Source organism: Pseudomonas tumuqii (assembly GCF_013184545.1).
GTDB classification, from domain to species: Bacteria; Pseudomonadota; Gammaproteobacteria; order Pseudomonadales; family Pseudomonadaceae; genus Aquipseudomonas; species Aquipseudomonas tumuqii.
This window is the reverse complement of the sequence record NZ_JAAOJA010000020.1, coordinates 1-14327: the sequence shown is the minus strand read 5'-3', so window position 1 is coordinate 14327 and position 14327 is coordinate 1. Positions and strand designations below refer to the sequence as shown.

General features: G+C 64.7%; 11 protein-coding genes. 6 read left to right on the top strand and 5 right to left on the bottom strand.

What is annotated here, in order from left to right; all coding sequences use genetic code 11:
* Positions 1-85 precede the first annotated feature (85 nt).
* Positions 86-523 (bottom strand): HIT family protein, encoded by a 438-nt coding sequence (locus G9C89_RS22835; RefSeq protein ID WP_172152598.1) that lies wholly within the window; start codon positions 521-523, stop codon positions 86-88.
* Between the two features lie 312 nt (positions 524-835).
* On the opposite strand from G9C89_RS22835, the gene G9C89_RS22830 reads away from it, so the two are divergent.
* Together G9C89_RS22830 and G9C89_RS22825 are read left to right on the top strand one after the other, a co-directional pair.
* Complete coding sequence (locus tag G9C89_RS22830; protein ID WP_172152596.1) at positions 836-1540, top strand: glutathione S-transferase N-terminal domain-containing protein; 705 nt, start codon at positions 836-838, stop codon at positions 1538-1540.
* Positions 1541-1855: 315 nt separating this feature from the next.
* The gene (locus tag G9C89_RS22825) at positions 1856-2167 is read left to right on the top strand and encodes a hypothetical protein (RefSeq protein ID WP_172152594.1); all 312 of its coding nucleotides are present in this window, start codon (positions 1856-1858) and stop codon (positions 2165-2167) included.
* Positions 2168-2247: 80 nt separating this feature from the next.
* On the opposite strand, the gene G9C89_RS22820 is transcribed toward G9C89_RS22825, so the two are convergent.
* Positions 2248-3156, bottom strand: coding sequence for a DMT family transporter (locus tag G9C89_RS22820; protein WP_172152592.1), 909 nt, complete (start codon positions 3154-3156; stop codon positions 2248-2250).
* A gap of 132 nt (positions 3157-3288) precedes the next feature.
* On the opposite strand from G9C89_RS22820, the gene G9C89_RS22815 reads away from it, so the two are divergent.
* Entirely contained in the window at positions 3289-3756 is a 468-nt protein-coding gene (locus G9C89_RS22815) for an Lrp/AsnC family transcriptional regulator (protein ID WP_172152590.1), read from the top strand.
* Between the two features lie 105 nt (positions 3757-3861).
* Here the strand turns inward: G9C89_RS22815 and hrpA are convergent, their stop codons facing one another.
* The 3 genes from hrpA to fadD2 all read right to left on the bottom strand — a co-directional run bounded on the left by hrpA (position 3862) and on the right by fadD2 (position 11853).
* Positions 3862-7917, bottom strand: a complete 4056-nt coding sequence (gene hrpA, locus G9C89_RS22810; protein ID WP_172152588.1) for an ATP-dependent RNA helicase HrpA — start codon at positions 7915-7917, stop codon at positions 3862-3864.
* A 192-nt stretch (positions 7918-8109) separates the two neighbouring features.
* Complete coding sequence (gene fadD1, locus G9C89_RS22805) at positions 8110-9798, bottom strand: long-chain-fatty-acid--CoA ligase FadD1 (RefSeq protein WP_172152586.1); 1689 nt, start codon at positions 9796-9798, stop codon at positions 8110-8112.
* A 366-nt stretch (positions 9799-10164) separates the two neighbouring features.
* The gene (gene fadD2 / locus G9C89_RS22800; RefSeq protein ID WP_172152584.1) at positions 10165-11853 is read right to left on the bottom strand and encodes a long-chain-fatty-acid--CoA ligase FadD2; all 1689 of its coding nucleotides are present in this window, start codon (positions 11851-11853) and stop codon (positions 10165-10167) included.
* A gap of 226 nt (positions 11854-12079) precedes the next feature.
* Between fadD2 and G9C89_RS22795 the strand changes: the two genes are divergently transcribed.
* The 3 genes from G9C89_RS22795 (at position 12080) to G9C89_RS22785 (ending at position 14184) form a co-directional block, all read left to right on the top strand.
* Entirely contained in the window at positions 12080-13042 is a 963-nt protein-coding gene (locus G9C89_RS22795; protein ID WP_172152582.1) for an alpha/beta hydrolase, read from the top strand.
* Positions 13039-13509: a MaoC family dehydratase gene (locus G9C89_RS22790; RefSeq protein ID WP_172152580.1), complete on the top strand. Its 471-nt coding sequence runs from the start codon at positions 13039-13041 to the stop codon at positions 13507-13509. The genes G9C89_RS22795 and G9C89_RS22790 overlap by 4 nt, the downstream gene beginning before the upstream one ends.
* Positions 13510-13677: 168 nt before the next feature.
* On the top strand, positions 13678-14184 hold the full coding sequence (locus tag G9C89_RS22785; protein ID WP_172152578.1) for a DUF1993 domain-containing protein: 507 nt from the start codon (positions 13678-13680) through the stop codon (positions 14182-14184).
* Positions 14185-14327 lie beyond the last annotated feature (143 nt).

Sequence of the window (14327 nt, the reverse complement as noted above, 5' to 3'; positions counted from 1 at the left end):
TGCCGTGCCGAGAAACCATGGTGCACTGCCTGCCTGCGGCGAGTGACCCTACGGATTGCCAGTTGCAGCAGGTCGCCGTGCAGCCTCAGCCGCGAAGACGCTGCACCAGCCGCGCCTGCAGCTGTTGCAGCTCGCCCGGGTCGGCCTTGCTGCTGGCGTGGACGCCCAGGCCCTGCCCGGCGAAGCGCGGGACTATGTGCATATGGATGTGGAATACCGTCTGCCCGGCCGGAGCACCGTTGAATTGCGCCACCTGCACGCCCTCCGGCTGCAGTTCGTCCACCAGTACCCGGGTCAGGTGCTGGGTCACCCGCATCAGCTTGCATAGCTCGTCCGCATCGATGTCGAGGATATTGCGCGCCGCCGCGCGCTTGGGGATCACCAGGGTATGGCCGTAGGACTGCGGAAACAGGTCGAGGAAGGCGAGCACGTCGTCGTCTTCGTACAGCTTGTAGCAGGGGGCCTCGCCACGAATGATCTGGGCAAAGATGTTCTGCGGGTCGTAATCGCCATGCAGGCTCATCGGGGTTCTCCGTTTACGGTGGTCGATGGGGCTGAACCATACCGGCTCGCGCTGACGCAGGGAACCATGGCAAGCCGTCCATCAACCGAGTTGATGCCCACTAGTGCGACTATCGATTTTCACGCAGGGGCCGATAGTGGTCTTATCCCTCCGGCAAGGCCCAGCTTCAGCGTCCGATGCAGCGACCCGCCCTCCGCACCCCGAGCGGCACACTGGCTGCCGGCGCCCGCGGGCCGCCGCCATAACGCCCGACCGGCGCCAGCTAGTGCGCCTGGCCCGGGCTTTTCCCACCATCTGATGATTGGAAGCACTATGACCGACCTCTCCGCCTACCCCATCACCCGCAAATGGCCCGCCCAGCACCCCGAGCGTCTGCAGCTCTATTCGCTGCCCACGCCCAATGGGGTCAAGGTGTCGATCATGCTGGAAGAAACCGGCCTGGCCTACGAGCCGCACCTGGTCAGCTTCGAGCGCAACGAGCAACTGTCGCCGGAGTTCCTCTCGCTCAACCCGAACAACAAGATCCCCGCCATCCTCGACCCCAACGGCCCGGACGGCCATCCGCTGGCGCTGTTCGAGTCCGGCGCGATCCTGCTGTATCTGGCAGAGAAGACCGGCCAGCTGATCCCCGAAGACGCCGCCGGTCGCTACGAAACCATCCAGTGGCTGATGTTCCAGATGGGCGGCATCGGCCCGATGTTCGGCCAGCTCGGCTTCTTCCACAAATTCGCCGGCAAGGACTACGAGGACAAGCGCCCGCGCGACCGCTACGTCGAGGAGTCCAGGCGCCTGCTCGGCGTGCTCGAGCAGCGCCTGAGCGGCCGCCAGTGGATCATGGGCGACAGCTACAGCATCGCCGACATCGCCATCTGGCCCTGGGTACGCAACCTGATCGGTTTCTACGACGCCAGCGAGTTGGTGCAAATCGAGCGTTTCCCCCAGGTCACCCGCGTGCTGGACGCCTTCCTCTCGCGCCCGGCGGTAATCCGCGGGCTGGCCATTCCTCAGCGCGACTGAACGCCGCGTTACCCATCACGCAAAACATCAAGCTCCGCCTTGCCACAGGTAGGGCGGGTGCAACCCGCCACAAGCCAGTTGGCATCCATGCCAAACGCCCCACTGCGCACCTCCACTCGGCCTCCTGACGGGATCGGGGACCGCGTTGCCTGGGCGATCGGCAGCCCCTCCCCTTTGGCCTCCGCCGATTTCGGCTCGCGGCGCGGATAAAGCGGTCCTCACGCGTTGTCGTATGGCCAGATAGGCTGGCGGCTTCGATCGAATGGCGATCAAGCGCAACGCCCAGCCGGTGTCTTCTAGTGCGGAGGTGGTGAGATGAGTGTGAAGCCCATGCTGGGCCTGTGGCTGCTGTGCGCAATGGCCCCCGCCTGGCTGAGCCCGGCGGCGGCCGACCATCGCTACGAGGATGACGAATGGGAGGAGGAGTACTGGGATGGGCCGTGCCGGGTCAAGATCGAGTCCGACGACGGCGAGTACAAGGAAGAGGTCAAATGCCCGCACGGCTATGGCGCCAGCTGGCGTGGTGGCGAGTGGCAGGACGAGTTCTGGGACGGCGGCTGCAAGGTCAAGATCGAGGCCAAGCACGACGAGTACAAGAAGGAGGTCAAGTGCGATGACGATGATTGATCGCTATCGGCAGCGCGGCCACTATCGCTTCGCGGCCATGGGACTGGGCGTCCCCGCCGCTCCTACGTCTGGGCGGTGCCTTATTCGCTCAGCTCTTCGGCCCGCGCCGGCGCCTCGCTCTTCTTCCCCAGCGTCCAACCGAGCGTCATGCCCGCGGCAGCGAGCAGGATGGCGGCGATACCGACCAGCTGGATCGGCTGCAGGCGATGGTCGAAGGCCAGGTAGTCGACCAGGATCGCGACGATCGGGTAGATGAAGGACAGCGCCCCGGTCAGGTGGGTCGGCAGTTTCTGGATCGCGCCGTACAACAGGATGTACACCAGCCCGGTGTGCACCACGCCGAGAGTCAGCAGCGTGGCCCAGGTACCGCTATCGCTGGGCAGCTGCGCCAGGTTGGCGAAGGGCGCCAGCATCAGGCTGCCGACGCAGACCTGGATCAGGGCGATCAGGTGCGGCGGCGTGCCGTCGAGCTTCTTGGCGATGATCGCCGCCAGCGCATAGAAGAAGGCCGCGCCCAGGGCTAGGAGGACGCCGCCCAGGTGGTCGCTGCCGACGTAACCCGCACTGGGCTTGGCCTGGACGATCAGCAGCATGCCGATGAAGGCCAGGCCGAGCCACATGAGCTTGGTCAGGGTCAGGCGCTCGGCGAAGAACAGCGCACCGAGCCCCACCAGAATGAACGGCTGGGTGTTGTAGACCGCCGTGGCGATGGCGATCGAGGCGCGCGAATAGGCGGCGAACAGCAGCAGCCAGTTGAGCACGATGGCCACCCCGCCCAGCGCGGCGAATACCAGCAGGCGCGGTGTGAGGGTGCCGCGCAGCTTGCCCAGTGCGGCACATACGACCAGGAGCACCGGCGCGCCGATCACGCAGCGCCAGAACACCACGTCCAGCACCGGTTGGCCGGAGAGCACGACGAAGCCGCCGATGGTTCCGGAAATCATCATTGCCGCGCTCATCTCGAGCGTGCCGCGTGTCCTGTTGTTCATGGTGCCCCTCCGCCAGTGGTCAGAGGCTAAAATATTATGTGGCGGCGCCTATTTACATAGCTTGAAAAAGGCATATAGCTAGATAAACCTTATTATCTAAGTCATGCCGGCGGATTTCATGAGAAACGAAAAATGATCGACGAGATCGACCAGAACATCCTCGAAGCGCTGTTGCAGGACTCACGGGTTTCCCTCAAGGAACTGGCCCGCCGGGTCGGCCTTTCAGCGCCCAGCGTTGCGGAGCGAGTGCGCCGCCTCGAAGAGCGCGGGGTGATTCGCGGCTTCACCATCGAGATCGACCCCAAGGCGCTCGGCTACCAGTTGCAGGCCATCGTCCGGGTCAAGCCGCTGCCGGGCATGCTGCATGTGGTGCAGAAGCTGATCGAGGACACCGCCGAATTCTGCGAGTGCGACAAGGTCACCGGCGACGACTGCTTCGTGGTGCGCCTGCACGTGCGCTCGATCGACCAGCTCGACCATATCCTCGACCGCATCGCCGACAAGGCGCAGACCAGCACGGCGATCGTCAAGTCGCAACCGATCAAGCGCCGCCCGCCGGGTATCGGCCAGCGCAAAGAGACGCCCGGGCGAGTGTCGTGAATGGCACGAGCCGTAGGGTGCGCCGTGCGCACCAGCTTCCGATCGCGGTGAACGCCTCGGTGCGCACGACCTAGGCGGCCCCGCGCACCCTACGATTTCGATCGATCAGCCCTCGACCTGGCTCCACTGCTTGCTCAGGCGCTTGTCCGACACCGCCAGCTTCGTCCCCAACTGCTGGGCGAACAGCGACACCCGGTACTCCTCGAGCATCCAGCGATACAGGCTGAGCTGCGGATCGCGCTTGCCTTCCTGGCGGTGCTTGCCCAGGCGCGCCTGGTACTGCTCCCAGTAGCCGGCCAGCTCGCCGCTCCAGACCCGGTCGCGCTGCAGCTGGGCGCCGATCTTGTCCAGGCGCTGTTCGATGGCTTTCAGGTACCTGGGCAGTTCCTTCAGCCATTCGCCCGGGGTTTCGCGGACGAAGCCAGGGTAGACCAGGTTGCTCAGCTGCAGCTTGATGTCGTTCAGGGCGATGGCCTGGGCCAGGTCGATCTTGCCCTTGAAGCGCTTCTGCAGGCCGTGCCAGAGCTTGAGGATTTCCAGGCACAGCTTGGCCAGGCGCTCGGCGTGACTGCTCCAGTCGCCGCGTTTGCGCTCGGCCAGGGCCGCCAGGGCGGCGCCGTCGCGGGGCAGCGTGGCTTCGCCGTCGAGGATGCAGCTGTCCAGGCTGGCCAGCAGGATGTCCTCGACCAGCGCCTCGACCCGACCCAGCTCGCGATGCAGCAGGCTCAGTTCGGTCAGCCCCGGCAACTTGCCACGGAGGAATTTGGCTTGTTCGGCCAACTGCTGCAGCAATAGACGCTGCAGGGCGCGGCGGTGCTGGAATTCGGCTTCGGCCTGGGTCGGGAAGCGACCTTCCTTGACCACTCCGGCCTCCTCCACCAGCGCCGGATAGACCGTCAGCGACAGGCCGGCGATCTGCTGCTGGGTTTTCTCGGCCACGGCGACGAAGGCCTTGGCCTCGACCGACCGCTGGCTCTTCTCGGTCTGCGGCAAGGCCAGCGCGGCCTGGCTGGCCTCACTGAAACGCGCGCACAGTTCGGCCAGATCGCGGCCTTCGCCGAGCAGCTTGCCGTGCGTGTCGACCACTTCCAGATTCATCTTCAGGTGGCTGTCGAGCTGCGCTTCGGCCTCGGCCCAGGCCTCGTCGCTCACCCGTACCCCGGTCATGCGCTGCAGTTCGCGGCCCAGGGCGGCGGGCAGGCTGCCCTCGCCGACACTCAGCTTGCTCAGCGCGGCGCCGACGAAATCCGGCACCGGTACGAAGTTCTTGCGCAGGGCCTTGGGCAGGTTGCGCACCAGGGCGATGCATTTGGCTTCCAGCAGGCCGGGCACCAGCCATTGCAGGCGCTCGGCCGGCAGTTGCGGCAGCAGCGGCGCCGGCACGCGCAGGGTGACGCCGTCGCGCGGGTGGTTGGGTTCGAAGTGGTAGCTCAGCGGCAGGCTCAGTTCGCCCAGGCGCAGGCTGTCCGGGTACTGCGCGGCGGTGATTTCCTTGGCGTCGCGGGCCAGCACGTCTTCCTCGCGCATGATCAGCAGCTGCGGGTCTTTCTGGCTCTCGAGCTTGTACCAGCTGTCGAAGGTCGCGGCCTGGTGGATCTCGGCCGGCAGGCGCGCCTCGTAGTAGGCGAACAGGGTTTCCTCGTCGGCGAGGATGTCGCGCCGGCGCGCCTTGGCTTCCAGCTCGTCGAGCTGTTCCAGCAGCTTGCGGTTGGCGCTCAGGCATTTGGCCCGCGAGAGGATTTCGCCGCCGACCAGGCCCTCGCGGATAAACAGCTCGCGCGATACCACTGGGTCGATGGGGCCGTAATGCACCGGCCGGCGACCAACCACGATCAGGCCGTAGAGGCTGATCTGCTCGTAGGCCACCACCTGACCGCGCTTCTTCTCCCAGTGCGGCTCGAGGTGGTTCTTCTTGATCAGGTGCGGCGCCAGCGGCTCGATCCAGTCCGGCTCGATCTTCGCCACCATGCGCGCGAACAGTTTGGTGGTCTCGACCAGTTCGGAAGCCATGATCCAGGTGGGCTTCTTGCGCCCGATCACGCTCGAGGGATGCACCCAGAAGCGCCGCTGGCGCGCGCCGAGGTAGTCGCCGTCTTCGGTCTTCTGGCCGATCTGGCTGAGCAGCCCGGAGAGGATCGCCTTGTGCACCGCGGCGTAGCCCTTGGCACGCTGCGCGGCTTCGTCTGTTTCTGCAGATTTGCCACTAGCCTGCTTTTCGTAGGAGCCAGCTTGCTGGCGATCCTTGGATATCGCGGTTTGACCTGCAGATCGCTGATCGCGAGCAAGCTCGCTCCTACCCTGTCCGCTGTTACCTTCGGCAAGTCTCAGCTCACGGGCGATCAGCACCAGCTGGCGGTGCGCATCGCGCCATTCGCGCAGGCGCAGGTAATTGAGGAAGTTCTTCCGGCACCAGCTGCGCAACGCGCCGGAACCCAGGGCCTGGCGCTGTTCCTCGAAGCCGCGCCACAGGTTGATCAGCGCGGCGAAGTCGGAATCGACGTCCTTCCACTGCGCGTGGGCCTGATCCGCGGCCTGCTGGCGGTCCGAGGGTCGCTCGCGCGGGTCCTGCACCGACAGGCTGCTGGCGATGATCAGCACTTCCTCGAGGCTGCCTTGGCTGGCGCCTTCCAGGACCATGCGGCCCAGTCGCGGGTCGACCGGCAGGCGCGCCAGCTGGCGGCCCAACGGCGTGAGCTGACCTTCGCGGCTGACCGCCGAGAGCTCCTGCAACAGGTTGAAGCCGTCGCTGATGGCCTTGCCGTCCGGCGGCTCGATAAAGGGGAAGTCCTCGATCTCGCCCAGGCGCAGGTGGAGCATCTGCAGGATCACCGCCGCCAGGTTGGTACGCAGGATCTCCGGATCGGTGAAGGCCGGCCGACCGTTGAAGTCGTCCTCGCTGTACAGGCGCACGCAGATGCCCGCCTCGACCCGCCCGCAGCGGCCCTTGCGCTGGTTGGCGCTGGCCTGGGACACGGCTTCGATGGGCAGGCGCTGGACCTTGGCGCGGTAGCTGTAGCGGCTGATCCGCGCGGTGCCGCTGTCGATCACATAGCGGATGCCCGGCACGGTCAGCGAGGTCTCGGCGACGTTGGTGGCCAGGACGATCTTGCGCGCGCCCATGGGCGCGAAGATCTTCTGCTGCTCGGCCGGGCTCAGGCGCGCATACAGCGGCAGCACTTCGGTGAACCTCAGGTTGGCCTTGCGCAGCACCTCGGCGCAGTCGCGGATCTCGCGCTCGCCGGGGAGGAACACCAGCACATCGCCGGGGCGCTTGCCGTCGGCTTTCTCGAAGGCGGCGATCTCGTCGAGGCTGGCGAGAATCGCCTGATCGACCGACAGGTCATCCTCGACCCGGTTGCCGTCCTCGTCCTGCTCGGCCGTCAGCGGCCGGTACCAGGTGTCAACCGGGTAGGTGCGCCCGGACACCTCGACGATGGGCGCGCCGCCGAAGTGCTCGGAGAAGCGCTGCAGGTCGATGGTCGCCGAGGTGATGATCAGCTTGAGGTCGGGGCGGCGCACCAGCAGGGTTTTCAGGTAACCGAGGAGGAAGTCGATGTTCAGGCTGCGTTCGTGGGCTTCGTCGACGATCAGGGTGTCGTACTTTTCCAGGTAGCGGTCGTGCTGGGTCTCGGCCAGCAGGATGCCGTCGGTCATCAGCTTGATCAGGCTGCGCTCGCTGCTCTGATCCTCGAAGCGCACCTGATAGCCGACCAGTTCACCCAGCTTTGTGCCGATCTCCTCCGCCACCCGGGTGGCCACGCTGCGCGCGGCCAGACGCCGCGGCTGGGTGTGGCCGATCAGACCATGCACGCCGCGGCCCAGCTCCAGGCAGATCTTCGGCAACTGGGTGGTCTTGCCCGAACCGGTCTCGCCGGCAATCACCACCACCTGGTGTTTGGCGATGGCGGCCTTGATCTCGTCGCGCTTGGCGGCGATCGGCAGGGCATCGTCGTAGCGCATGACCGGCACGCTGAGACGGCGCACCTCGACCTTGGCCACGGAGGCCTGGAAGCGCTCCAGCCACTGCGCCAGCCTGGCCTGGTCCACCGGACTCTGCTTGAGCAGCTCAAGCAACTGGCGGCGCAGGCGATGACGATCGGCCAGCAGGGCCTGGTCGAGGTTTTTCAGCAGGTGGTCGGTGGCGGTAATCGGATCGGTCATCAGGCAGCTTGGGCGTTGGCGGCAAAGGGCGCGATTGTCGCAGATTTGCAGGACGGAAAACGACCGCACACGACTGGGGGAGGGGCTTTAGCCGCGAATTCATCTGTCTCGCGGCTAAAACCCCTGCCACAGGCCTAGCCCAGAAACGAGCAAGCCCCGCACGGGGCGGGGCTTGGACTGGGCAGCGGGCGCTTACTTCTTGGCCTGTTTCTTCAGCTCTTCGTCGCGCAGTTCGCGGCGCAGGATCTTGCCGACGTTGGTGGTCGGCAGCGCATCGCGGAACTCCACGGCCTTCGGCACCTTGTAGCCGGTGACGTTGGCGCGCATGTGCTGCATGACCTGTTCCTTGGTCAGGTTCACGCCCGGCTTGGCGACCACGAACAGCTTGATCGCTTCACCGGATTTCTCGTCCGGGATGCCGATGGCCGCGCACTGCAGCACGCCCGGCAGGGTTGCCAGCACGTCTTCCAGCTCGTTGGGGTAGACGTTGAAGCCGGACACCAGAATCATGTCCTTCTTGCGGTCGACGATGCGCATGTAGCCATCTTCCTGGATCACCGCGATGTCGCCGGTCTTCAACCAGCCATCGGCGTCGAGGATTTCGTCGGTGGCGTCCTGGCGCTGCCAGTAGCCCTTCATCACCTGCGGGCCCTTGACGCACAACTCGCCGATGGCGCCGAGCGGCAACTCGTTGCCCTCGTCGTCGATGACCTTGCACCGAGTCGAGGGCACCGGGATGCCGATGGTGCCCAACTGGATGTTCTGGATCGGGTTGACCGAGGCCACCGGGCTGGTTTCGGTCATGCCGAAACCTTCGCAAATCGGGCTGCCGGTCACCTGGGTCCAGCGCTCGGCGGTGGCCAATTGCAGGGCCATGCCGCCGGAAAGGGTAATTTTCAGAGCCGAGAAGTCGAGTTTCTGGAAGTCCTCGTTGTTGCACAGGGCAACGAACAGCGTGTTGAGGCCGACGAAACCGCTGAACTTGTAACGAGCCAGGTCCTTGACCATGCCCGGCAGGTCGCGCGGGTTGGTGATCAGCACGTTGTGGTTGCCGATCAGCATCATGGCCATGCAATGGAAGGTGAAGGCGTAGATGTGGTAGAGCGGCAGCGGCGCGATCAGGATTTCGCTGCCTTCATTCATGTTCGACGCCATCATGGCGCGGGACTGCAGCATGTTGGCGATCAGGTTGCGGTGGGTCAGCATCGCGCCCTTGGCCACCCCGGTGGTGCCGCCGGTATACTGCAGCACGGCGATCTCGCCGCTGGCCGGATTGGCTTCCCTGACCGCTTTGCCGCGGCCTTTGCTCAGGGCTTCGGTGAACTTGAGCGCGTGCGGCAGGTTGTAGGCCGGCACCATCTTCTTCACGTACTTGATCACGCTGTTGACCAGCAGGCGCTTGAGCGGCGGCAGCATGTCGCCGACTTCAGTGATGATGACCGTCTTGATCCCGGTCTTGGGCAGCACTTGCTCGACCAGATGGGCCATGTTGGCCAGGCTGACCAGGGCCTTGGCGCCGGAATCGTTGAACTGATGTTCCATTTCCCGCGCGGTGTACAGCGGGTTGGTGTTGACCACGATCAGACCGGCGCGGATGGCGCCAAATACGACAACCGGGTATTGCAGGACGTTGGGCAACTGTACGGCGATGCGGTCACCGGGCTGCAGGTCGGTGTGCTGTTGCAGGTAGGCGGCGAAGGCACCGGACAACTCATACAGCTCGCCGTAGGTGATGGTCTTGCCGAGGTTGCTGAAGGCCGGCTTGTCGGCGAAACGCTGGCAGGACTGTTTCAGTACCGCCTGGATATTCGGGTACTGGTCGGGATCGATTTCGGCAGCAATCCCAACGGGATACTTGTCCTTCCAAAAGTTTTCGTTCATGGAAGCCCACTCCTAAGCAACAGCTGATCTTCACCGCGCGGAGGCGGTTGTTTATTGTGTGTTTGTTGTCTTTTCGGCCTGGCAGACGGCCAAAAAGCGGGCCGAGAGTAGCAGCTTTGCCTGGGAGCGCCTAGCACCAAACACTGCCTAGCCAGTATCGAAAGAGACTAACAATTATATTTTGGTCATTTTTCGAACACGCCACTCAAGCACTCGCAGCGCTTGTAGGACAAGGTTTGCAGCACCTGGGCCGCAACCTGGACGAGAACGCAGCCGGATCAAATCCGGGATTCGGCGAAGTAACCGGAGATCGGCCCCGGATTGCATCCGGACTACGGCGCCGAGCCTACTCGGCGCCGCCCCGACCTAGGCGATATCACGCAACTCGCGACGGAGGATCTTGCCCACCGGGGTCATCGGCAGGGAGTCGCGGAAGACGATGTGCTTGGGCACCTTGTAGCCTGTGAAATTTTCCCGGCAGTAGGCCTTGAGTTCCTCGGCACTGAGGCCACCAGTACGGGCGACGACGAACAGCTTGACCGCCTCGCCGGATTTCTCGTCGGGCACGCCGATCGCCGCACAGCTGGCGACTTGCGGGTGGGCCATGACCACGTCCTCGATCTCGTTGGGGTACACGTTGAAGCCGGAGACGATGATCATGTCCTTCTTGCGGTCGACGATGCGCACGAAACCGTCCGGGTCGATCACCGCGATATCGCCGGTCTTGAACCAGCCCTCGGCGTCCAGCACCTCGCTGGTAGCCTCTTCGCGCTGCCAGTAACCCTTCATTACCTGCGGCCCCTTGATGCACAGCTCGCCGCGCTCGCCCAGAGGTTGCTCGTTGCCGTCGTCGTCGATGACCTTGAACGCCGTACCCGGCACCGGAATGCCGACCGTACCCAGGCGGGATTTTTCACCATAAGGGTTGGTGCTGGCGACCGGCGCCGTTTCGGTCAGGCCATAGCCCTCGACCACGGAGCAGCCGGTGATGGCCTGCCAGCGTTCGGCAGTGGCCTTGACCAGGGCGGTGCCGCCGGAGTTGGTGACCTTGAGCTTGGAGAAGTCGAGGTTGTTGAACTCGGGATGGTCCATCAGGGCGACGAACAGGGTGTTGAGGCCCAGCAGCGCGGAGAACTGCCACTTGCCCAGCTCCTTGATGAAGCCGGCGACGTCGCGCGGATTGGTGATCAGCACGTTGTGATTGCCGTTGACCATCATGCACATGCAGTTCGCGGTAAAGGCATAGATATGGTACAGCGGCAGCGGCGCGATCATGATTTCCTGGCCCTGCTTCATCAGCGGGGCGCCGTCGCTGCCATGCTGCGACAGGCAGGCATCGACCTGCAGCATATTGGCCACCAGGTTGCCGTGGGTCAGCATGGCGCCCTTGGCCACGCCCGTGGTGCCGCCGGTGTACTGCAGCACGGCGATATCGTCGTGGCCGACCTTGACCGGCTTGACCCCATGGCCGTGACCCTGTTTGAGCACCGCCTTGAACGGCACCGCCTGGGGCAGGTGGTAGTCCGGCACCACCTTCTTGACCTTCTTCGCCAGGGTATTGACCAGCCAGCCCTTGAGGCTCGGCTGCAGGTCGCCCAGCCTGGCTTCGATCAGGTAGTCGATCTCGGTATCCGCCACCACGTCCTGCACCAGCTTGCCGAACATGTTCAGGTAGACCAGGGCGCGCACGCCGGCGTCCTTGAACTGGTGGCGCATCTCGCGGGCGGTGTACAGCGGATTGGTGTTGACCACGATCAGCCCGGCGCGCATGGCGCCGAACACGGCGATCGGGTATTGCAGGACGTTGGGCATCTGCACGGCGATGCGCTCGCCGGGCTTGAGGTCGGTATGCTTTTGCAGGTAACTGGCGAAGGCGCCGGACAGGCGATCCAGCTCGGCGTAGGTCAGGGTCACGCCCATATTGCTGAAAGCCGGGCGGTCGGCGAATTTCTTGCACGAGCGCTCGAACACCTCGATCACCGACTTGTAGGCACCCAGGTCGATGTCATTGGGTACGCCGGCCGGGCGTTTGTCGCTCCAGAAATCAGGCTGCATTATTTTTATCCTCTTGCCCTGGAAGTGTCTGCCCCGCGGAACTCACCATGGCATAAGGCGCCACGGTGGCCGGCAGGGGGTGAGCGGACGTTAGCAGCTCCGGCCCGTAGCGCAAATACTTGCGGGGCGTCATTGACAGCGTGAATCTTCTATCACGCCATTCGGCTGGGAAAAGCCGGCGTGCAAGCTCTACAATGCCGCACTCTCGCAGGCCGAAGGATTCGCCATGCAGCACAATGCTTTCTGGCTCAATAGCAGCGATGCCGCACCGCTCTATGTGAACCGCTGGTTCGCCGAACAGCCGCCGAAAGCGGTGGTGATGGTGGCCCATGGCATGGCCGAACACAGTGGACGCTATGCGCGCCTGGGCGCCGCCCTGGTCGCTGCGGGCTTCGAACTCTATGCCCACGACCAGCGCGGCCACGGCAGGACGGCCGAGCACGGCCGCCTCGGCCACTACGCCGACGCCAACGGCTGGAACCTGGTGGTGGGCGATCTGGCCTGCCTCAACCACCATATTCGCCAACAGCACCCGCAGGCGCCGATCTTCCTGCTGGGCCACAGCATGGGCAGCTACATCGGCCAGGCCTACCTGATGCAGCACAGCTGCAGCCTGCAGGGGGCGATTCTGTCCGGTTCCAACTACCAGCCCCTGGCGCTGTACCGCATGGCCAGGCTGATTGCCCGGTTCGAGCGCTGGCGCCAGGGGCCGACCGGGCAAAGTGCCCTGATCGAGTTGATTTCCTTCGGCTCGTTCAACAAAGCCTTCAAGCCCAACCGCACCCGCTTCGACTGGCTGAGCCGCGACCCTGTCGAGGTGGATGCCTACATCAACGACCCGCTCTGCGGTTTCCGCTGCAGCAACCAGCTATGGCTCGACCTGCTCGGCGGCCTGCTGCAGATCACCCCGCCGCGCAACCTGGCGCAGATCGACTGCAACCTGCCATTGCTGGTGATCGGCGGTGCCTGCGACCCGGTCAGCGACGGCAAGCGCCTGGCCGACCTGGCCAATGCCCTGCGCGCGGCCGGCCACACCCAGGTGCAGTTGAAGATATATCTGGATGCTCGCCACGAGCTGCTTAACGAGAGTAACCGCGACGACGTCACCACCGACTTGATCGACTGGCTGGAACAGGCCCTGAGCCATCCCCGCCAGTTTCACCCACAGCCCCAGGAGAAACACCCATGAGTCAAAGCAGCAACACGCCTTACGACGCTCTCGAAGTAGGCCAGACCGCCAGCTACAGCAAGACCGTCGAAGAGCGCGACATCCAGCTGTTCGCCGCAGTCTCCGGCGACCGCAACCCGGTGCACCTGGATGCCGAGTACGCCGCCACCACCATGTTCAAGCAGCGCATCGCCCACGGCATGTTCAGCGGCGCCCTGATCAGCGCGGCAGTGGCCTGCGAACTGCCCGGCCCCGGCACCATCTACCTGGGCCAGCAAATGCGCTTCACCGCGCCGGTAAAGCTCGGCGACACCCTCACCGTACGCCTGGAAATCCTCGAGAAGCTGCCTAAGTTCCGCGTGCGCGTCGCCACCCGGGTGTTCAACCAGAACGACGAGCTGGTGGTCGACGGTGAGGCGGAAATCCTCGCTCCGCGCAAACAACAGACCGTGGAACTGACCGAACTGCCGCCAATTACCATCGGTTGAGATCTTGCCCGGAGGCGATATCCGTCTCCGCAGATGCCAGGCACCATGATGGGGTGGGCTGCAGCGGATCGCCGCCCGGCCCACCCCACCCAACAGCCCATCCGGCCCTGACCGCCGGCAAGCACAGCCCCGTTTCGGGCCGCCCCCACTGCTTCACTGGAGAACTCCATGTCCCTGTCCATGTACCAGGCATCCGTGCCGGTGTTTATCCGCCAACTCGGCAACCTCTCGACCATCCTCGGCCTTGCCGCCATCGACGCCGAGACCCGCAAGATCGACCCCAGCGTATTGCTCAATGCCCGCCTGGCGCCGGATATGTTCCCGCTGAGCCGTCAGGTACAGATCGCCTGCGACGGCGCCTCGGCCGGCACCGCGCTACTGGCCGGTATCGATGCCCCCAGCTACGCCGATGACGAAACCAGCTTCGCCGAACTGCAGGCGCGCATCGCCCAGGTCCAGGCCTTCCTGCAAGGCATCGGCGCCGCGCAGCTCGACGGCAGCGAAGAGCGCACCGTGACCCTCTCGCGCCGCGGCAAGGACACCCACTTCCAGGGCCAGGCCTTCCTGCTCGATCACGTGCTGCCGAACTTCTATTTCCACGTCACCACCGCCTACGCCATCCTGCGCCATAACGGTGTGGCCATCGGCAAGCGCGACTTCCTCGGCACCCGCTGAGCACCGGCGGCGCTTATTCGCGCGCATCGGCATAGGAGGCGGCCTTCATAGGCCGCTCCCCTGCCACACCACCCGGCATGCGGGTCCGCACCGGGCGGTTCGAGAGATTGAGGTTATGAGAGACGTACTAATCCCAGCCTGTC

Excerpts from the sequence above, each read along its gene's own strand:
- G9C89_RS22835 (WP_172152598.1), bottom strand. The coding sequence starts at position 523 with ATGAGCCTGCATGGCGATTACGACCCGCAGAACATCTTTGCCCAGATC.
- G9C89_RS22830 (WP_172152596.1), top strand. The coding sequence starts at position 836 with ATGACCGACCTCTCCGCCTACCCCATCACCCGCAAATGGCCCGCCCAG.
- G9C89_RS22825 (WP_172152594.1), top strand. The coding sequence starts at position 1,856 with ATGAGTGTGAAGCCCATGCTGGGCCTGTGGCTGCTGTGCGCAATGGCC.
- G9C89_RS22820 (WP_172152592.1), bottom strand. The coding sequence starts at position 3,156 with ATGAACAACAGGACACGCGGCACGCTCGAGATGAGCGCGGCAATGATG.
- G9C89_RS22815 (WP_172152590.1), top strand. The coding sequence starts at position 3,289 with ATGATCGACGAGATCGACCAGAACATCCTCGAAGCGCTGTTGCAGGAC.
- hrpA (WP_172152588.1), bottom strand. The coding sequence starts at position 7,917 with ATGACCGATCCGATTACCGCCACCGACCACCTGCTGAAAAACCTCGAC.
- fadD1 (WP_172152586.1), bottom strand. The coding sequence starts at position 9,798 with ATGAACGAAAACTTTTGGAAGGACAAGTATCCCGTTGGGATTGCTGCC.
- fadD2 (WP_172152584.1), bottom strand. The coding sequence starts at position 11,853 with ATGCAGCCTGATTTCTGGAGCGACAAACGCCCGGCCGGCGTACCCAAT.
- G9C89_RS22795 (WP_172152582.1), top strand. The coding sequence starts at position 12,080 with ATGCAGCACAATGCTTTCTGGCTCAATAGCAGCGATGCCGCACCGCTC.
- G9C89_RS22790 (WP_172152580.1), top strand. The coding sequence starts at position 13,039 with ATGAGTCAAAGCAGCAACACGCCTTACGACGCTCTCGAAGTAGGCCAG.
- G9C89_RS22785 (WP_172152578.1), top strand. The coding sequence starts at position 13,678 with ATGTCCCTGTCCATGTACCAGGCATCCGTGCCGGTGTTTATCCGCCAA.